This is a genomic window from Acinetobacter sp. BHS4 (genome assembly GCF_018454425.1).
GTDB lineage: Bacteria > Pseudomonadota > Gammaproteobacteria > Pseudomonadales > Moraxellaceae > Acinetobacter > Acinetobacter pittii.
The window spans coordinates 1350163-1369958 of record NZ_CP075323.1 but is presented as its reverse complement, the minus strand read 5'-3'; the positions used below and the strand labels follow the sequence as shown (position 1 = coordinate 1369958).

The following is a 19796-nucleotide window of genomic DNA, read 5'->3' as shown; positions in this document are numbered from 1 at the left end:
TTTGTTTACTCATATTTTTGCAAATTACCATGATCATCGTAATGCAAAATAATGCGCTGTTTTTCTTGCAAATCATTTAGCATGTCGGAAGTAACTGAAAATTGGGCCGCTAATAATTCTACAGAACTATTAGGTGCCTTAGCACGTCGGTCCTCACCACTAAACCTAATCCAGTTATAACTTGCCCATAAAATTAAAATAAGTGCGCTAATTCCGATCATTAATGCTAAATGTAATAACGTCTTAACTTCTGATAAGTGATCTACCCAGACGTAATCATAAATTAAGTGACCTTCAAAAACCCATAAAAACAGTGAAACCAATGGGAAAAGCAACCACATTAAACAAATCCAGCCAATGGTTTGTAACGTATAGTTTGCTGTTTTATTTTTGACATATTCCGGCTGATCAATATATTCAGGGATATCTAAAGTCTCTATATCCTTATTTTCCTCAAGTTTCATGGGTTATCTCCACGGAAGCCTCGGTCTGGACTTACCCAACGGGCACGTTTTTTTGTGTTAAATAAAGTTTTTGGTACCGCGACAACACTTGTAAACAAAGTCAGTAACCAGAAAAACAACGGGTACCAAATTACCCAAAAGTAATTTCTAAAAAAACGCCCTCGGTCATAACGATGATCAATCCACAAACTCACTAAAAACTGGATCAAACATGTTCCGCCTAGTATTACACCGTACCACTGTGGCATAAGCGTTTTAATCTGCCATTGCTGAGGTAGTTCAACAAATAATCCAACAAAAAATAACGTGAAGATCATGATCATCACATAAGACCAGATAATGCTGACTAGCGCCTCAATCATGACCGGCCACATTCTGCGAACACGCAGTTTGAACATTTGTGGAATATATTCTATAAGAACCTCTACCCCACCTTGCGCCCAGCGAAGACGCTGTTTCCATAGACCTTTAAATGTCTCAGGCATATAGATATAACAAAGTGCTTGTGGAATATACTGAATATCCCAATGGTCGAGCTGTAACTTCCATGAAATATCAATATCTTCGGTAATTTTATCGTCTGACCAAAACCCGACTCGAACCAGTGCAGTTTTACGAAATGCTGCAATCACACCAGATACGGTAAAAATACGACCATATGTACGTTGTGCACGTTTAATCAAACCAATAATCGAAGAAAACTCACCAACCTGTAATTTTCCTAAAATACTAGATCGGTTTAAAATTCGTGGATTACCAGTTACAGCACCAATTCGCGGGAAGTTAATAAATGGTTGCATTAACCAAAGTACCGCATACGGATGCAACAACGCATCTCCATCGATACAAACAAGATATTCGTATTTACTAACCAGTACTCCCGATCTTAAAGCTACAGCCTTACCCTGATTTTCTGCTAAGTGTACAACCCGAAGTCGTGAATCTTGCGCTGACAATTCATCAAGTATTTCAGCTGTTCTGTCACTACTTCCATCATTGACGGCGATCACTTCAAAATTAGGATATTTGGTTTGTAGCGCATAACGAATTGTTTGGCGTACTTGCGCTTCTTCGTTAAAACACGGAATGATGATACTGCATCCTTCGCCTGTAGGTTCAGGAAGCGCTTGTTCACGGTATTCTCTTTTAAAGAAGAACCAGAGTCCGCCTACCATCCATGTCCATGCCATCAGTAAGGGATATAAAAAGGCAAAAGCAAACAGAATATCGAGCAATACTCTCATTACTTTTTCCCCTCTACCAATCCAGCAAAAGGCTGATACATCACAGGGCTAGCATTCAAACTAATCGGATTATATAAATATTGATGAACATCTTTTGATTTTTCAAAATCATAGCCATCAATACCAAATTTCTGAATGCCTATCCGCTGAATAGCAAAGAGCGCTTGCTGCACTTCAGTCCAAGCAGTTTTTTGCGATTTTTCTGGTAAAGCTAAAGTCAGCATTAATCTTTGCTTATCATTTTCATTAAGTGTATTTAAAAGCATTAATAACTGATTAAATTGCTTTTTCTTGCCAATCACATCGAACTTTAAATTGACTAAATCATGTTGTAATAAAAGCGTTTTTATAAGCTCAGGTAGATTTTCGATATGATCTAAATCAGATGTAAGCAATAAACTAAACTGTGCCTGATTACTCATATTTAAATAAGGTTTGACCGCTTTTTTAGTCAGTTCACTCAGTTGTTCGAGCTGTTTTGATTGTTCAATACAACTGCTCTCTTGCACGGTTATTTTTTGCATTGCGCAATTTAAAGATGATCCTGCATTAAGCTGAATACCACTTAAATTACTGTTAAAACGCGCAATATCTTTAGCCAAATCTACAGTTAAAAATGGTTTATCTTTTTGCGGATAAGCAGGCAACTCTAATATTACCGATTGACCCGCACGAGTTTGAGCCTGCCATAAACTACGATTTAAAATATCTTGTTGAACAGACATTTTATTTGTAGGGAAATAGGCAACATCATATTGCCCATCTCCATCTTTGTCTTCCAAAGGCTTTAAGATTAAAGCGTTGTTTTTTAAGCTATACAATTTTGATAACAACTGCCCAAGTTTTTCATCAGTTTGGGTATTTTGCTGTGCTGCTAACTCTTTTAAATCCATACTTACAAAGTGACGAGGTTGCTTAAATAAATCTGACTCTTCAAAATTCAGAATATTTATCATGCCTTCTGTGAGTTGTTCGGATGTAGGATTATTAATGACTAAGCTACGCTTAAAAGTTGAGTCGCTTACGCGATTCATACCATCACGTCCCAAACTGAATGAAAACTGGAAACCCGCCTGTTGTGCTAGCTTTTCTAACTGTTCATTCACGGCGCCATATGGCCAAATAATTGCTTTAGGATTAACCCCTACTTCTTTTTTTAAAACTGCATAAGATTTTTTTAAATCCTGCAAAATGCGTTGTTGATATTCTGCATCGGTTTCATAACGTGATTGCGATTTTAAATAGGCATAAGAAGTCGCAGCAGGTTGCTCATTGCCTTGAGGATTGGCCAATACCCCATGATGTAAATCATCGCTATGGCTTGCAAACTCGGCTAACCCAGATGCTTGCATTTCACGAACTTGAGCCCAGTTCACCAAGTTACCTTGACCATAGGCTTCATAACCCGCTTTTGTATTACCATTTAACCAACTTGTTGGAAGAGCAAAAACTGCTGGGATTTTATATTGCTTAAGCAAAGGAAATACTCGGCTATAACTACTTAAAGCACCATCATCAAAGGTCAGTAGAATAGAGTTATGAGGTAATTCTTTACCTTGCTTGCGCGCCTCTTCAATGTCTTTTAAACGAATCGGTTTCCAGTCCGACTGACTAAGCCAATCGAGAAACTGTGTCAGATTATTGGTCTGAATCGCATAAACATCACGGTCCCCTTCCTTTAGTACGTCATCTCGTACATCATGAAAAGTTAACGAAACCGTATGATTTTTTGGTAGTTCAGTTTCAATGCGGGCATGAGAAAATTGTACGGGTAATAATGTTGAGGCAAACACACAGCTCAACATTTTTGACATCATATTATTCATTAAAAACGCCCTTCAAATCCGAAAATACCGTAGGTATGTTGTTCATCATGACCATCATATGGATGGTATTGCCAACCAATTCCATAATTAAGTTGCCAAGTCCGTGAGAGCTGCCATTGATGTTGATATTGCAAAGAATATGTTGGTCGAGCGGAGTAATCTGCTTGTTTATAAAGCCCTACTCCAGCTTCAAAATGTTGTTTAAATGAGCGTTCGTACTCTCGCCAAGTGACCCAGTCATGGCTTAAATTCAACTCAGCACTGTAATGATTGCTTGGGCTAAAGTAAGCAGTCTGATCTTGGCTATTGCTGCCATAAAATCCACGAACGGTTCCGTAAGTAATATGGTGAGGCGCATCAAATAATCGCTCACGCCAAAAAGTAGAAAATTCTTGTTGTTTATTACCGTCACTTATATCGGTTAAGCCATAACTCGCCCCAATTTGGCGTGACTCATCTTTTTGCCATGTCAAAGCAGCACGGTAAGCTTGTCCATCCTCACCAGCATCAATTGCTTGTAATGGAATATTAGCTTGACTGTCATATTGCAATTGATATTGCCAGTGGTCGTTTAACCATTGCGACCAATCCAGACGAATACCTGCTTGGCCACCATCTGTACTTTGCGACCAAATTGCCGACAATGCCTTACGATTTGCTTGCCACTCAGCACCAACACCATAACGTTGGTCATGCACATCACCAAAACGGTATTCACCGTAACGATCTTGATGCCAAGCAAATAGACGATAATTATCTTTAATCCAAGGGCTATTAACACGAGTTTCCATTTCTCGATCTTTTAAGCCATTTTGCCCACTCACAGAATCGCTATTTTCTGCTTTACTCTGGCCCCAAGTTGTAGAATGCGAGATGGTTGCTCTATCACGATCATCCAACTCTTTTCGACTTTTAACTACGCCACTATCTTCAGGATAATATTGCAAAAGACTTTCTGTGCTTTTGCGCCACTCAGGAATATTCCCTAAAGCCTGAGCATTTTGCATTTGATTAATACGCGTATCTTTAGCAATGGGTGTTAAACCATTTAAACGAGCAATTGTTTGCTTTGCCTGTAAAGGTTTATCTCTCCAGCGCTCAACACGAGCAAGGTTGTTAATTAAACCTTCATTAGCAGGTGCAAGATCTACTTGTTTTTGAAAATGCTTTTCTGATTGATCCAAATGATTTGCGTAAGCTAAATGCATGCCTTGTAAAGCGATATAATCATCACGATCAGGATGGCTTGATTTATCCACCCCTTTGGCTTGACTATATTTATATGTAGGAATCAATCGATCAACTTCATTCAAAAGTTGTTCAGCTTGTTTATATTTTTCTTGTTCAATATAAGAATAATAAAGCCCCGTATATACCGTCATATCTGAGTAGTTTTTTTCGGTAAGTAAGGTTTTAAAAGCGAGTTCAGCCTGCTTGGGTTGTCTTTCAGCTAAATAACTATCAGCAATCGCATGACGAACATAAGCCGGTAGCTTTTCTAACGGTACGTTTAATTTAGTAAATTCATCTAATACCGTACGGCTATGCCCACGAAAGTCCAAAGCATACAAATAGTCATAATGAAATCTTAAATAATTAGGGTCTGACGGTTGAATCAAAGGCTGTATTTGTTCACCTTGTTTCAACACAGCATCAAGCTCGGCAAAGCCTTCACTGTCCGACATGCCTTCCCGATTCAAATATTTATAGCGAGTAATTGCGTTATTTACACGTTGAGAAAACTCACTGACTTTTAACCAGTGTTGTAACGATTCTGTTTGCGTATTTTTATCGCTGGCAAGCAGCAACTGCTGAGCTTTTTTATAAGCGCCTACAGCCGCCAAGTCGTAACTATATTCTTGCAAAACCGCAAAAGATTTTGGTTGTTGTTGATAAGCTTGCTCGATTGCAGATAAAGCATCTACAGGTGAATTAATAAGCCGATATGCATAAGCAATTTGAACAAATTGATCAGCTGTAAGATTTTTACTCTTAATACCTGATAAATGCACCTTAGCATTTACAGCGTCTTTAGCCTCAGCATATAGAACTGCTAATAAAATCTGCCCATCAGATGTCTTTTGAATATTAAATTTATTCGACCAATCAATTGCATCTTTAAAGTGTTTAAAATCACGAAAATTACGAATTAATGGTAGCTGCCCATATTCTGGAAAATTCACATAATTAACATTTGCTAAATGCTGAGAAAAGGTTAATAAATCTCTTTTTTCACTTGACATGACAACTAAATAATCAGCTAGTAATTTTTGGTCATGCGGGTACTTATTTAGCAATTGTTCTAATTGCAATATTGCTTGTTGAGTTTGCCCAGTTTTGTAAGTGTGAATAGCTTGCTCTCGCAATTCATCTACTTGAGCAGCATATAAATTAAGAGGCAAGATATATACCAATGAAAAAACACATTTTTTTAGCATTTTGATAATCGGATAGTCCCATATCGAGGTGGGAAATTATAATTAAAATAAAAAATCAATCACACAAAGCAAAAATAGTGTGACTTATTTAACATTTTTAATTATTAAATATTTTTTTACATAGCTTTTCTAAATAGTTAGCAAAATTAAATAATTAGAGTTTTTGCCCAATTTCAAATTTATACATTTCTTTTCAATATTGTTATTTTATTTCACAATAGACTTGTAAAAACTCAACAGCCTGATAACTAATAAAAACCTTTTAATAACTTTTTGTTTTATATTTAAAACTTTTCTGTGCTATTTATAACCACTCAATTTACTCATTATTAGATATATAAATTGAATGGTTAAAATAAACATTTGATTAAATTAACCAATACGACGTTTTAATCCCGTCATTTGTAAAATACGTGTTGAAATCTCCTCAATTGACATTTCAGTCACGTTTAAATATTTAATGCCTTCTGAAATATAAATCCCTTCAATTGCTCTTAGCTCCATTTGGCATTGGCTAAAACTTGCATAACGGCTATTCGCTTTACGTTCACTACGAATTGCGACCAAACGCTCAGCATCAATCATCAAACCAAATAACTTATTACGATGAGCTCTTAATACTGCTGGTAAACGGTTATCATCTAAATCTTCTTCAGTTAATGGATAGTTTGCAACGCGAATACCGAATTGAAGAGATAAGTAAATAGAAGTCGGTGTTTTACCCGAACGGGAAACTCCAATTAAGATTAAATCCGCTTTATCATAATGACGAGTACGTGCCCCATCATCATTATCAAGCGCAAAATGAACAGCATCGATACGGGCTTTATAATATTCAGAATCGGTTACCGCATGAGTCTGCCCGACCAATGTTGTTGGTGGTGTTCCAAGTTCTTGTTCAAGTTTACTAATTAAACCTTCAAACACATCCAGATTAACCGCTTTAGCCGTATTAATAATCTCTCGTACATGCGGATCGACTAAAGTATCAAATACTAAAGGTAGGCAACCGTCTTTGGTTTGGCATCGATTAATCTCAACCACCACATCCATTGCCGCCTCTTCAGTTGTAATATACGGCATGATGTGAATATCAAAATCTACATTGGGAAATTGTGCTAATAACGAATGTCCAAGAGTCTCGGCAGTAATTGCAGTTCCATCAGAAATAAAAAAAACACTCCGCTTAAATTGTTTACTTTCTGACATTAAAATTCTCCTTAAACATTTGTCTTAGTGCTATATAATCTTTATAGTAAACTGATCTTACATGACTGTCGCTTAGTATAATTCTCAACTAAGCACTTTATTTTTATAATTTCATGCCAAGATAGACATTAATACTGCAAAAGTGGAGTGAAAACTTTGGAAGCGCGCGTAATCGGTCTAGAAAAATTAGGGAAACACGATGTCGAACTCGTAGGTGGGAAAAACTCATCTTTGGGTGAAATGATCAGCCATTTATCAAATGCTGGTGTATCGGTACCTGGTGGCTTTGCAACTACTGCTGCTGCCTATCGTGAGTTCTTAGACCAAAGTGGTCTTAACGCTCGAATTCAAGCAGAACTTGCTCAACTCAACGTCGATGATGTAAATGCTCTTGCAGAAACAGGTGCAAAAATTCGTCAATGGATTGTAGAGACTCCACTCACTGCAACCTTAGAACAAGAAATTCGCGCCGCTTTTACAGCACTTTCTAACGGCAACCCTGACATCGCGGTTGCCGTTCGTTCATCTGCAACTGCTGAAGATTTACCAGATGCTTCTTTCGCGGGTCAACAAGAAACTTTCTTGAATATTCGCGGTATTGATAACGTACTTATTGCGATTAAAGAAGTGTTTGCTTCTTTATATAATGACCGTGCAATTTCTTACCGTGTGCATCAAGGTTTTGATCATGACATCGTTGCACTTTCAGCGGGTGTTCAGCGTATGGTTCGTTCTGAAACTGGCGCTGCGGGTGTAATGTTTACACTTGATACAGAATCTGGTTTCCGTGATGTTGTATTTATCACCGCATCTTACGGTTTAGGTGAAATGGTTGTACAAGGTGCGGTTAACCCAGATGAGTTTTACTTATCTAAACCATTATTAAATGCAGGAAGACATTCTGTTTTACGTCGTAACCTTGGCTCTAAACACCAAAAAATGATTTATGGTGAAGAAGGTTCTGCGGGTAAATCTGTTGTTGTTGTTGATGTTGAAAAACAAGATCGCCAACAATTCGCTTTAAATGACCATGAGTTACAAGAGTTAGCTAAACAAGCGCTTATCATTGAGCAGCATTACGGTGCTCCAATGGATATCGAATGGGCAAAAGACGGTGATGATGGTCAAATTTATATTGTTCAAGCTCGTCCTGAAACTGTAAAAAGCCGCCAAAATGTAGGCACTATGGAACGCTACCTTCTCAAACAAAGAGGTACAGTTCTTTGTGAAGGTCGTTCAATTGGTCAACGTATTGGTTCTGGTAAAGTCCGTATCGTTAACTCAATTAAAGAAATGGACAAAGTTCAAGAAGGCGACGTTCTTGTATCAGATATGACCGATCCTGACTGGGAGCCGGTAATGAAACGTGCTGCTGCAATTATCACTAACCGTGGTGGTCGTACATGTCACGCAGCAATTATTGCACGTGAACTTGGTGTACCAGCGATTGTTGGTTGTGGTAACGCAACAGAAGTATTAACTGATGGCCAGGAAGTAACTGTTTCTTGTGCTGAAGGTGATACAGGTTTCATTTACGAAGGTGCATTAGATTTCGAAGTTCAACGCAACTCAATTGAATCTATGCCTAAGCTTTCGTTCAAAATTATGATGAACGTAGGTAACCCTGACCGTGCATTTGACTTTGCTCAAATTCCAAACGAAGGTATTGGCCTTGCTCGTCTTGAGTTCATCATTAACCGTATGATCGGTGTGCACCCTAAAGCTCTACTCAATATTGATAGCCTACCTCGTGAAACTCGTGCTGCGGTTTTAACTCGTACAGCGGGTTATGCATCACCTGTAGATTTCTATGTTGAAAAATTGGTTGAAGGTATTGCGACTCTTGCTGCTGCATTTGGTGACAAGCCAGTTATCGTTCGTATGTCTGACTTCAAGTCAAACGAATATGCAAACTTAATTGGTGGTAAGTTATACGAGCCTGAAGAAGAAAATCCAATGCTCGGTTTCCGTGGTGCAAGTCGTTATGTATCTGATAACTTCCGTGATTGTTTCGAATTAGAATGCCGCGCACTTAAGAAAGTTCGTGATGAAATGGGTCTCACCAATATTCAAATCATGATTCCTTTTGTACGTACAGTATCTGAAGCGAAACGCGTTATTGAATTACTTGCACAAAATGGCTTGAAACGTGGCGAGAATGGCTTAAAAGTAATCATGATGTGTGAATTACCAACTAACGCCCTGTTAGCTGAACAATTCTTAGAGCACTTCGATGGTTTCTCTATTGGTTCTAATGACTTAACACAGTTAACGTTAGGTCTTGACCGTGACTCAGGTATTGTTTCACACTTATTTGATGAACGTGATGCAGCTGTTAAAGCACTTCTTTCAATGGCAATCCATGCCTGCCGTAAAGCAGGTAAATATGTAGGTATCTGTGGTCAAGGTCCTTCAGACCATCCAGATCTTGCAAAATGGTTAATGGAACAAGGTATTGAATCTGTCTCTCTTAACCCAGACTCAGTTTTAGATACATGGTTCTTCCTTGCTGAAGAAAAAATCAAGCAAATCTAATATGTTATAAAAAAAGGCCCATCCGTGGGTCTTTTTTCATCTTTAGAATAGAGAATTTTTATTTATGCAAATTTACTTGGCACGTAATAATCAACAAGCTGGGCCTTATACTTTAGAACAAGTAAATCAAATGTTGGCTAGCCAACAAATTTTGTTAACTGATTTAGCTTGGCATGAAGGCATGACAGAATGGAAAGCTTTAGGAGAATTAACCCAAGGTAAACTTGTATATCAACCTATCGGTTATTCTGTACCTACAATAAATACGAATACATCAACTAATGAAACTATTCGTCAAATTCGTGTAGAACCTAAAGTTCATGAACTTGCGTCTATTCCAGCTCGGGCTTTAGCAAAAATTATTGATTTATTGCTTTGGTTACCAATCGCTGCAATTCCTTCTTTTTTCTTTAATGAAGCTCAATATAAGCAATTATTCGAGCTGCAAAAACAGATGCAATCTGCCGAAGTCGCATCGACTAAAGCTGCAGAATTGCAACAACAACTTTTTACTTTAATTCCAATCGAAGCTTGGCATTCAATGCTTCTTTACGTCGTAATTATGCTTGCAATTCAAGCCGTTCTTTTAACAAAGTTTGGTCAGAGTATAGGTAAGAAAATCGTTGGAATTAAAATTGTAGATGCTGAGGACAATAGCAAGGTTAATTTAACTCGCATCTTCTTATTAAGAAGTATTGTTTTTATCATATTAAACTTACTGTTTATGCCGATCAGTACAATTATTGACTATGCTTTTGCATTAGGACAAAAGCGACAAGCTTTACATGACAAAATTGCAAGAACAAAAGTGATCAAATGATAGTGAATGACTCATTCATTTAATGTCTAAAAAAAGAGGAGGCACCCTGCCTCCTTTTTTCTATAGTGAGTTGATATTTAAATAAAAGCTCTATTGAAATTAGATACCCTACAAAAAAAATCGGGTTTTAAAACAATTATTTCAGCCTACTTTATGTATAGCTTAGTTTGTCGATATGAGGCATAATGCCCTACAACGTAGCGGTGTCATATAATTGAGAAGTCTAAATTTAAGGATTAGCGTTCTCAATCATGCGACACTTTAATCGCTATCCCATATTTAATTAGGGAATGGGACTCTTCACCGAGGTTGTAAAATGAGACAAACGATTTTAGCTGTATTGTCTTTATCAACGCTTGCCGCACTTTTGACTGGGTGTGGTGGTGATATGGTACTTCTAAACTCTAAAGGTCCAGTTGGTCAAGGTCAAAGTGACCTTATGATGACTGCGATCTATTTAATGTTACTTGTGGTGATTCCTTCAATCATCATGGCATTATGGTTTGGTTGGAAATATCGCGCGTCAAATAAAGATGCAGACTATAAACCTACATGGGCACACTCAACTGCAATTGAAGTTGTAGTATGGGGTATCCCTGTCATTATTATTGGTATTTTAGCTTGGTTAACTTGGTGGGGTTCCCACAAGTATGACCCATACCGTCCTTTAGAATCAGATAAAGCACCTTTAACTATTCAAGTTATTGCTGAACAGTTTAAGTGGATCTTTATTTATCCTGAACAAAACATTGCAACAGTTAACGAAGTACGTTTCCCTGAAAAAACTCCGTTAAGCTTTAAAATCACTTCTAACTTTACAATGAACTCATTCTTCATTCCACAGTTAGGCGGCCAGATTTATGCAATGGCAGGTATGCAAACTCACCTTCATTTGTTAGCAAATGAAACTGGTGTATATCGTGGTTTCTCTTCTAACTACTCAGGTTACGGTTTCTCTCAAATGCGTTTCAAGGCGCATAGTGTTACAGAGCAACAATTCAACGAATGGGTAGCAGCGGTTAAAGCAGGTAATGGTTCAACCATTAACCCAGAAGCAGTTCAAAAAACTACGCTTGACCAAGCTGAATTGGCAACCTTACGTGATGGTAACCGTTCTAAGCATCAGATCGAGCATTTAGTAAATCGTGCTAAAGCTGCTGGTGATGAAAAAGCAGTTGCTGAAGCTGAAGCTATGAAACCGTTCCCGACTAAGCCACACCCTGTGACTTATTACTCTACTGTTGAGCCTAAATTGTTTGAAACAATTATCAACCACTATATGAGTAACTATCATGGTGTTGACCACTCTGCTGAACACGCAACAGCTGACACTCATGCTGCAGCTGAACACGCTGCTCAAGGGGAATAAGACATGGATATGATTTTTGGTAAACTGGGTTGGGACTCTATCCCGACAGAGCCAATCGTACTTGTCACCATGGTCCTTATGGCAATTGGTGCAATTGCAGTGCTTGGCGGTATCACCTATTTCAAAAAATGGGGATATTTGTGGAATGAGTGGTTTATTACGGTAGACCATAAAAAGATTGGTATCATGTATATCATCGTATCTGTTGTCATGCTTCTGCGTGGTTTCGCCGATGCGATCATGATGCGTTTACAACTTTTCCTCGCTAAAGGCGGCGGCGAAGGTTATCTACATCCTGACCACTATGACCAGATCTTCACCGCACACGGTGTAATCATGATCTTCTTCGTAGCAATGGGTCTCGTTGTAGGTATGATGAACATCTCTGTACCTTTACAGATTGGTGCTCGCGACGTTGCTTTCCCATTATTGAACTCTTTAAGCTTCTGGTTATTCGCTGGTGCTGCTGGTTTGATGATGCTTTCACTTGTGTTAGGTGAATTTGCTGCGACTGGTTGGATGGCTTACCCTCCTCTATCTGGCATTCAATATTCTCCTGGTGTAGGTGTTGACTACTATATCTGGGCACTTCAGGTTTCTGGTCTAGGTACGCTTTTATCTGGTGTTAACTTCTTCGTTACCATCATCAAAATGCGTGCACCTGGCATGAAATTAATGGATATGCCTATTTTCACGTGGACTTCACTTTGTACGGCTGTATTAATCATTGCATCATTCCCTGTATTAACAGGTACTCTTGCAATGCTTACTCTTGACCGTTACTTCGGCTTCCATTTCTTCACAAATGAGCTTGGCGGTAGCCCAATGCTTTATGTGAACTTGATCTGGACATGGGGTCACCCTGAAGTATACATCTTGGTATTACCAGCATTTGGTCTATACTCAGAAATCGTTGCAACCTTCTCTCGTAAAGCGTTGTTCGGTTACAAGTCTATGGTGTATGCAACTATCGCGATTACTGTTCTTGCGTTTGTTGTATGGCTTCACCACTTCTTCACCATGGGTGCTGGTGCGAACGTTAACGCGTTCTTCGGTATCATGACCATGGTTATTGCGATTCCTACTGGTGTGAAAATCTTCTCTTGGTTATTCACCATGTATAAAGGTCGCATCACCTTTACCACTCCAATGTTATGGACGCTTGGCTTCCTTGTAACATTCGGTATCGGTGGTTTAACTGGTGTACTTATGGCTGTTCCACCTGCGGACTTCTTGGTACACAACTCATTATTCTTGATCGCTCACTTCCATAACGTAATTATTGGTGGTGTGGTGTTTGGTATGTTTGCCGGCATCATTTACTACTGGCCAAAAATGTTTGGTTGGAAGCTCAACGAAGCATGGGGTAAAGCTGCGTTCTGGTTCTGGTTCTTCGGTTTCTATTTTGCATTCATGCCACTTTATATCCTTGGTTTCATGGGTATGACTCGTCGTTTGAATACATATGACAACCCTGAATGGGATCCGTACCTTGCGATTGCATTATTTGGTGCTGTTCTTGTTGCGATTGGTATTGCATGTTTCTTAATGCAAATCATCGTTGGTTTCTTACAACGTAAAGACAACATGGACCTTACTGGCGATCCATGGGATGCTCGTACGCTTGAATGGGCGACCTCTTCCCCTGCTCCGTTCTATAACTTTGCGCATGAACCAGATGCAAGCGGTATCGACCGTTTCTGGACTGACAAAGAAAATGGTGTAGCATACGCACGTAACACTAAATATGAAGACATCCACATGCCGACTGATCGTGCTGCTGGTTTTGTCATTGCAATGTTCATTACTCTTCTTGGCTTTGCACTCATCTGGCATATTTGGTGGCTCGTTGTTGTTTCATTCGTTGCAGCTGTTGTTAGCTTGATCGTAAGTTCATTCACTAAGAATGTTGACTACTACGTTCCTGCTGCTGAAGTTGAGCGTATTGAAAACGAACGCTATGCTTTACTTGAAAAACACTTGAAGAAGGACTAAGGAAATGGCTGAAGTACTTCATCACGACAACCACGGCCATGATGGTCATCATGAACATGATGATACTGATTTAACGGTTTTTGGTTTCTGGACATACTTGATGAGTGACTTGATTCTTTTCGGATCACTCTTCATTGCGTTCGCTGTATTAAGCAGTCATGTTCCAGCAGGGACTCCAAGTGCATACGACCTATTCCATGAATCATTAGGCTACGTGTTAACTGAAACATTTGCCTTATTGATTTCATCGGTAACTTTCGGTTTTGCTGTACTTGCATCTTATAAAAAGAATGTAAATCAAGTTATTACTTGGTTATTTATTACATTCCTTTTTGGTGCGACCTTCATCGGTATGGAACTCTATGAATTCCATCACCTTGTAGAAGAAGGTCATGGTCCAACTCACAGTGCATTCTTATCATCGTTCTTTACTTTGGTTGGTACACACGGTATCCACGTAACTTCTGGTTTAGTGTGGATGCTAGTATTAATGTATCAAATCAAAACTAAAGGTTTGACTTTACCGAATACACGTCGTCTTGCTTGCTTAAGCTTGTTCTGGCACTTCCTTGACATCGTTTGGATCTGTGTATTCAGCGTCGTTTACTTACTGGGAGTTCTCTAATGAGTAGTCATGAGCATAATGCTGCTGGTGCGTCACACGGTAACTTTAAGCAATACACTGTTGGATTTATCCTTTCTGTTATCCTCACCATCATCCCTTTCGGGATGGTGATGGCGGGTGGTTTCAGTCGTGGTCTTTTAGTTACAGTGATTGCAATCACTGCGGTTGCTCAGGTTCTTGTACAACTTGTGTACTTCTTACACATGAATACATCATCTGAACAACGTTGGAATATGATTGCATTCATCTACACAATCCTATGTATCGCCGTACTTTTAATCGGTTCTGTGTGGATTATGAATTACCTTCACTACAATATGATGATCTAAACTGATTGTCATGTTGAGAAAATATCTATTCCTGACTAAACCAGGAATTCTCTTCGGTAATTTCATTACCACCTTGGGCGGCTTTTTCTTAGCCGCCCAAGGCTCTATAGACATCTTATTATTACTTCTCACCCTACTTGGAACAACTTTAGTTGTGGCTTCTGGTTGTGTGGTTAATAATGTTATAGATCAAGATATTGATACAAAGATGCAGCGCACTCAAAACCGTGCACTTGTTAAAAAAACAATCTCTCCTACTGTTGCGCTGATATATGCATTAGTGCTTGGAGTAATTGGTTTTAGCATTTTGTGGTTCGGTGTAAATGGTTATGCATTTTTGTTTGCAATGATTGGTTTTATTGTCTATGTCGGTTTTTATAGCTTGTGGACCAAACGTACTTCAATCCATCAAACCGTCATTGGTAGTATCTCCGGAGCGAGCCCTCCTGTTATTGGTTATACAGCAGTAACTCATCAATTTGATGTGGCAGCCTTGCTTTTGTTTTTAGCATACGCTTTATGGCAAATGCCTCACTCTTGGGCAATTGCAATTTATCGTTTTGATGATTACAAAAATGCGGGAATTCCAATTTTGCCTGTAGCACGTTCTATTTATCGTACGAAAATTGAATGTGTAATCTATATCCTATTATTTGCAGCTGTTTTGAATGGGTTATATTGTTTTGGCTATACCAATGTATTCTTTTTAATTACTTTTAATGCTTTGACTGCATATTGGTTATATTTATCAGTTATTGGATTTAAAGCCGAAAATGATCAATTGTGGGCTAAACGTTTTTTCCTGTACTCGGTCATATTAATTACCCTGTTAAGTTTGAGCTTTAGCTTTACCTATCAATCCCCTGCTCCAAATCTTCCTCTCTTTTAAACAAGAGAGGATTTCCTCTTTATAGTAAAGAAGTTTTACTTTTCTGATCAAAAGATTTGTTTTTAGTCGAACTTTTACCTATAATTCAGCCTTCGCAAATTTTGCGACATAACTTATTAAGTTATGACTCCTTGCTTCTAATTTTTTTATTAGGGGCTGTTTAAACCGTAAGGAGCTGACAATGCGTCATTACGAAATCGTACTTTTGGTACACCCAGACCAAAGCGATCAAGTTGTAGGTATGGTTGAACGCTATATCTCTCAGATCAAAGAAGCTGAAGGTCAAATTCACCGTTTAGAAGATTGGGGCCGTCGCCAATTGGCTTACCCAATTAACAAAATTCACAAAGCGCACTACATTCTTATGAATGTTGAATGTGGTCAAACTACGCTTGATGAGTTAGAAGAATTATTCCGTTATAACGACGCGATCATTCGTAACCTTATCATCCGTCGTGAACACGCAATCACTGAAGAGTCATTGCTTGCTAAGAGTGCTGAAGAAAAGCGTGCGCGTAAAGCTCAACGCGAAGAAGCACAGCAAGTTGCTCAAGAAGCTGAATAAGGAGAACATCAATGGCACGTTTTTACCGTCGTCGCAAGTTCTGCCGCTTTACAGCTGAGAATGTTGCGTACATCGACTACAAAGATATCGACACTTTAAAACAGTACATCACTGAAAACGGCAAGATTGTTCCTAGCCGTATCACTGGTACTAAAGCTCGTTATCAACGTCAATTAGCACTTGCTATCAAACAAGCTCGCTATTTGTCTTTGATTCCGTACACTGACAACCATAAGTGAGGTGATCTGTGGACGTTATCTTATTACAACGCATTAAGAACCTTGGTAAATTAGGCGATAAAGTATCAGTTAAAGCTGGTTACGGCCGTAACTTCCTTATCCCTCAAGGTAAAGCAGTTGCAGCTACTGAAGCTAACACTGCTGCTTTTGAAGCTCGTCGTGCTGAACTTGAGAAGCAAGAAGCTGAAGTTTTAGCTGCTGCTCAAGCACGTGCTGAACAATTGAATGAAGTTAACATCGTTATCACTGCTAAAGCTGGTGACGAAGGTAAACTCTTCGGTTCTATCGGTACTCGTGACATCGCTGACGCATTAACGAATGCTGGTCTTACAGTTGACCGTGCAGAAGTTCGTTTACCAAATGGCGCGCTTCGTCACACTGGTGAATTCAACATCGCAATCCAATTGCACCATGATGTTGTTGCAGAAGTTCTCGTTACTATCGTATCTGAGTAATTTCTCATCAAAAAAAGAGCATGCTTTTGCATGCTCTTTTTTTATGTTTCAAATTTTAAAATAAGATATATTAATTCCTGATCAGTTCTTCAGTTTAATTGGTTTTTTAATTAGGTAGTTTATTTAATTTTGTTTTAAGATAGTTCTCGGCTTTACAGCCTCTTTGTGTACACCTTTCTTTATCATCAGGTCTAATTATGTCTCAGGCGAATGCCACTTCTTTAGCGCTTTCATCTCCAACAGAAAATAAAACGAGTGAATCAGGCCAACTTAAAGAGTTTCGCACTCCCCCACACAATTTAGCTATTGAACAGGCTGTTCTAGCTGCCCTGATGACAGTTGCCGAATCTTTCGAACAAGTTAACGATGTACTCAAAGAAAATGATTTTTACGCGACTCGCCATAAATATATTTTTCGTGCAATCGAGAAATTAGCACAAGAAAACTCACCCTATGATGCTGTCTTAGTAAGTGACTGGCTCTTAAAACAAAATTTACTTGATGCTATCGGTGGCGAAGAATATTTAATGCAGCTCATGGCTGACTCACCTTCAAGTTTCTATAACTTAGAAACTTATGCTACTAAAATTAAAGAATTTTCTACGCTTCGTAGCATGATTAAAGTTAGTACTGAAATTTTACAAAATGCTTATGACACGAAAGGCCGCGGTGTTAGTGAAATTTTAGACTTAGCTGAAACAAGTATTTTCTCATTAGCAGAACAGCACAATAATAATAAAAAAGATGCTGGTCCTAAATCTATTAGTTCTGTTACCGCAGACGTAATTAGTAAGCTTGATGAGCTTTCAAAATTAGATGGCAATATTACAGGATTAACGACTGGCTTCTTAGAACTTGATAATAAAACATCTGGTATGCAACCTGGTGACTTAATTATTGTTGCTGCACGTCCATCGATGGGTAAAACTACTTTTGCCATGAATCTGGTTGAGAGTGTTTTGCAATATAACAAGTTACCTGCTCTGGTCTTTTCAATGGAGATGCCAGCAGACTCGATTGCGATGCGTCTTATTTCCGCAATGGGTAAAGTCCATCAAGGACATTTACGCTCTGGTAACCTTGATGCAGATGAATGGACCAAAGTGACTGGTACAATTTTGCAGCTTCAGCAAATGCATTTGTATATTGATGACTCATCAGCCCTACCTCCAACTGAACTTCGTGCCCGTGCTCGTCGTGTTGCCAAAATGCATGATGGTAAAATCGGTTGTATCATGGTCGATTACTTGCAGCTCATGAAAGTCCCGGGCATGGGTGATAACCGTGTAGGCGAGATCTCGGAAATTTCACGTAGCTTAAAAGCATTAGCAAAAGAGATGCAATGCCCTGTTATCGCACTTTCCCAGCTTAACCGAAGTCTGGAAAACCGTCCAAATAAACGCCCTGTAATGTCCGACTTACGTGAATCTGGAGCGATCGAGCAGGATGCCGACCTAATTATGTTTATTTACCGTGATGAGGTTTATAACAAAGAGTCAAAAGAAGCCGGCACTGCAGAAATTATTATTGGTAAGCAGCGTAACGGTCCAATTGGTTCAGTTCGTCTTGCTTTTGAAGGTCAATATACTCGATTTAGTAATCTCTCTCCTGAGTATTACAGCCAATATGATGATGAAGAATAAGCTCTATCTCTAGCCCAAAGGAGTAAATGAGGGTGCGCCAAGCAACAGTTTATATTGACCGCAATGCACTTCAATATAACTTAAACCGTGTCAAACAACTCGCAACAAATTCAAAAATTGTAAGTATGGTAAAAGCCAATGCTTATGGACATGGAATCAAAGACTGTTTAGCAGCCTTAAATGCATCAGATGCCTTTGGTGTCGCCTGCCTACAAGAAGGTTTGGAAATCCGTGAACTCGGATTTCAACAACCTGTCACTTTAATTGAAGGGGTATTTTCTGAAGATGAAATGCCAATTGCAATTAAACAAAAATTTGAATGTGTCATTCACCATCCACAACAATTTGAATGGTTAATTAAACACAAACAAGCGTACATCAATCAAGGTTTAAAAGTCTGGGTTAAACTTAATAGTGGGATGAACCGGTTAGGTTTTAAAAATCCAGAAATTATTGAAGTTATTAAGACTTTAAAATCTGAAGGATTTACTTGTGTACTTGCAATGCATTTCGCAAATGCAGATGTAGACCATCCACTTAACGAGCAACAAAAACAACAATTTCTACAGGTTAAACAAGCTTGTGATCCAGTGTTAGCTTCTTGCTGTAACTCTGCTGCTATTTATAAATGGCCAGAGTTACATTTTGATTATGTTCGTCCGGGTATCATGCTTTACGGCGCCTCGCCTTTTGCAGATCAAACAGTCCATGATCTTGACTTAAAACCAGTGATGACTTTTTCAGCAGAAGTGATTGCACTCAATCATATTCAAACTAATGAACATGTCGGTTATGGATCAACTTTCTGCGCTACGCAAGCAATGGATATCGCGATTGTTTCTATAGGTTACGGTGATGGTTATCCACGAGCTTATATTAAACAAAACTATGTCGCTATTGATAAACAACACTGTGCGGTTGTAGGACGAGTAAGCATGGATATGATTGCAATCGACGTGACAGGCATGCAAGTAAAATTAGGCACTGCAGTTGAACTCTGGGGTCCACATCGCTTAGTTGATGATGTTGCGGATGCAAACGGAACGATAGGATATGAATTACTCTGTCGATTAAGCAATCGCCCCACTCGTAAAAGTACTTAAATAATAAAATATAAAAAAATCCAAGCATACTTGGATTTTTTTATGTAA

At 38.8% G+C, this 19796-nt stretch carries 17 protein-coding genes; 12 read left to right on the top strand and 5 right to left on the bottom strand.

Annotated features, from left to right (window positions below):
* Positions 1-5: 5 nt before the first annotated feature.
* From pgaD to KIP84_RS06490, 5 genes are all read right to left on the bottom strand, one after another.
* The gene (pgaD, locus tag KIP84_RS06510; protein ID WP_005073598.1) at positions 6-464 is read right to left on the bottom strand and encodes a poly-beta-1,6-N-acetyl-D-glucosamine biosynthesis protein PgaD; all 459 of its coding nucleotides are present in this window, start codon (positions 462-464) and stop codon (positions 6-8) included.
* The gene (gene pgaC / locus KIP84_RS06505; RefSeq protein WP_213689544.1) at positions 461-1708 is read right to left on the bottom strand and encodes a poly-beta-1,6-N-acetyl-D-glucosamine synthase; all 1248 of its coding nucleotides are present in this window, start codon (positions 1706-1708) and stop codon (positions 461-463) included. Before pgaC ends, pgaD begins: the two co-directional genes overlap by 4 nt.
* Positions 1708-3534, bottom strand: a complete 1827-nt coding sequence (gene pgaB, locus KIP84_RS06500; RefSeq protein ID WP_213689543.1) for a poly-beta-1,6-N-acetyl-D-glucosamine N-deacetylase PgaB — start codon at positions 3532-3534, stop codon at positions 1708-1710. The genes pgaC and pgaB overlap by 1 nt, the downstream gene beginning before the upstream one ends.
* On the bottom strand, positions 3534-5972 hold the full coding sequence (gene pgaA, locus KIP84_RS06495; RefSeq protein ID WP_213689542.1) for a poly-beta-1,6 N-acetyl-D-glucosamine export porin PgaA: 2439 nt from the start codon (positions 5970-5972) through the stop codon (positions 3534-3536). Before pgaA ends, pgaB begins: the two co-directional genes overlap by 1 nt.
* Before the next feature lie 372 nt (positions 5973-6344).
* Positions 6345-7181 (bottom strand): pyruvate, water dikinase regulatory protein, encoded by an 837-nt coding sequence (locus KIP84_RS06490; protein WP_016145814.1) that lies wholly within the window; start codon positions 7179-7181, stop codon positions 6345-6347.
* A 147-nt stretch (positions 7182-7328) separates the two neighbouring features.
* Here KIP84_RS06490 and ppsA point away from each other — a divergent pair, with 147 nt between their 5' ends.
* From ppsA to alr, 12 genes are all read left to right on the top strand, one after another.
* A complete protein-coding gene (gene ppsA, locus KIP84_RS06485) occupies positions 7329-9716 on the top strand; it encodes a phosphoenolpyruvate synthase (RefSeq protein WP_005803576.1) in 2388 nt (795 codons plus the stop codon).
* A 64-nt stretch (positions 9717-9780) separates the two neighbouring features.
* Complete coding sequence (locus KIP84_RS06480) at positions 9781-10536, top strand: RDD family protein (RefSeq protein WP_002119677.1); 756 nt, start codon at positions 9781-9783, stop codon at positions 10534-10536.
* A gap of 316 nt (positions 10537-10852) precedes the next feature.
* The gene (gene cyoA, locus KIP84_RS06475; protein ID WP_002119579.1) at positions 10853-11905 is read left to right on the top strand and encodes a ubiquinol oxidase subunit II; all 1053 of its coding nucleotides are present in this window, start codon (positions 10853-10855) and stop codon (positions 11903-11905) included.
* Positions 11906-11908: 3 nt separating this feature from the next.
* Positions 11909-13900, top strand: coding sequence for a cytochrome o ubiquinol oxidase subunit I (gene cyoB, locus KIP84_RS06470; RefSeq protein ID WP_005068497.1), 1992 nt, complete (start codon positions 11909-11911; stop codon positions 13898-13900).
* Between the two features lie 4 nt (positions 13901-13904).
* Positions 13905-14525, top strand: coding sequence for a cytochrome o ubiquinol oxidase subunit III (cyoC, locus tag KIP84_RS06465; RefSeq protein WP_016140562.1), 621 nt, complete (start codon positions 13905-13907; stop codon positions 14523-14525).
* The gene (locus KIP84_RS06460) at positions 14525-14854 is read left to right on the top strand and encodes a cytochrome o ubiquinol oxidase subunit IV (RefSeq protein ID WP_000094534.1); all 330 of its coding nucleotides are present in this window, start codon (positions 14525-14527) and stop codon (positions 14852-14854) included. Before cyoC ends, KIP84_RS06460 begins: the two co-directional genes overlap by 1 nt.
* 10 nt (positions 14855-14864) lie before the next feature.
* On the top strand, positions 14865-15743 hold the full coding sequence (cyoE, locus tag KIP84_RS06455) for a heme o synthase (RefSeq protein WP_002119614.1): 879 nt from the start codon (positions 14865-14867) through the stop codon (positions 15741-15743).
* A gap of 181 nt (positions 15744-15924) precedes the next feature.
* Complete coding sequence (rpsF, locus tag KIP84_RS06450) at positions 15925-16308, top strand: 30S ribosomal protein S6 (RefSeq protein WP_002119610.1); 384 nt, start codon at positions 15925-15927, stop codon at positions 16306-16308.
* 11 nt (positions 16309-16319) lie between these two features.
* Positions 16320-16547, top strand: a complete 228-nt coding sequence (gene rpsR / locus KIP84_RS06445) for a 30S ribosomal protein S18 (protein ID WP_000090661.1) — start codon at positions 16320-16322, stop codon at positions 16545-16547.
* A gap of 8 nt (positions 16548-16555) precedes the next feature.
* Complete coding sequence (gene rplI, locus KIP84_RS06440) at positions 16556-17002, top strand: 50S ribosomal protein L9 (protein ID WP_000382591.1); 447 nt, start codon at positions 16556-16558, stop codon at positions 17000-17002.
* Positions 17003-17199: 197 nt separating this feature from the next.
* The gene (gene dnaB, locus KIP84_RS06435; RefSeq protein WP_002119718.1) at positions 17200-18645 is read left to right on the top strand and encodes a replicative DNA helicase; all 1446 of its coding nucleotides are present in this window, start codon (positions 17200-17202) and stop codon (positions 18643-18645) included.
* Between the two features lie 32 nt (positions 18646-18677).
* Complete coding sequence (alr, locus tag KIP84_RS06430) at positions 18678-19748, top strand: alanine racemase (protein ID WP_213689541.1); 1071 nt, start codon at positions 18678-18680, stop codon at positions 19746-19748.
* The last annotated feature ends 48 nt before the right edge of the window (positions 19749-19796 follow it).

Excerpts from the sequence above, each read along its gene's own strand:
- pgaD (WP_005073598.1), bottom strand. The coding sequence starts at position 464 with ATGAAACTTGAGGAAAATAAGGATATAGAGACTTTAGATATCCCTGAA.
- pgaC (WP_213689544.1), bottom strand. The coding sequence starts at position 1,708 with ATGAGAGTATTGCTCGATATTCTGTTTGCTTTTGCCTTTTTATATCCC.
- pgaB (WP_213689543.1), bottom strand. The coding sequence starts at position 3,534 with ATGAATAATATGATGTCAAAAATGTTGAGCTGTGTGTTTGCCTCAACA.
- pgaA (WP_213689542.1), bottom strand. The coding sequence starts at position 5,972 with ATGCTAAAAAAATGTGTTTTTTCATTGGTATATATCTTGCCTCTTAAT.
- KIP84_RS06490 (WP_016145814.1), bottom strand. The coding sequence starts at position 7,181 with ATGTCAGAAAGTAAACAATTTAAGCGGAGTGTTTTTTTTATTTCTGAT.
- KIP84_RS06480 (WP_002119677.1), top strand. The coding sequence starts at position 9,781 with ATGCAAATTTACTTGGCACGTAATAATCAACAAGCTGGGCCTTATACT.
- cyoA (WP_002119579.1), top strand. The coding sequence starts at position 10,853 with ATGAGACAAACGATTTTAGCTGTATTGTCTTTATCAACGCTTGCCGCA.
- cyoB (WP_005068497.1), top strand. The coding sequence starts at position 11,909 with ATGGATATGATTTTTGGTAAACTGGGTTGGGACTCTATCCCGACAGAG.
- cyoC (WP_016140562.1), top strand. The coding sequence starts at position 13,905 with ATGGCTGAAGTACTTCATCACGACAACCACGGCCATGATGGTCATCAT.
- KIP84_RS06460 (WP_000094534.1), top strand. The coding sequence starts at position 14,525 with ATGAGTAGTCATGAGCATAATGCTGCTGGTGCGTCACACGGTAACTTT.
- cyoE (WP_002119614.1), top strand. The coding sequence starts at position 14,865 with ATGTTGAGAAAATATCTATTCCTGACTAAACCAGGAATTCTCTTCGGT.
- rpsF (WP_002119610.1), top strand. The coding sequence starts at position 15,925 with ATGCGTCATTACGAAATCGTACTTTTGGTACACCCAGACCAAAGCGAT.
- rpsR (WP_000090661.1), top strand. The coding sequence starts at position 16,320 with ATGGCACGTTTTTACCGTCGTCGCAAGTTCTGCCGCTTTACAGCTGAG.
- dnaB (WP_002119718.1), top strand. The coding sequence starts at position 17,200 with ATGTCTCAGGCGAATGCCACTTCTTTAGCGCTTTCATCTCCAACAGAA.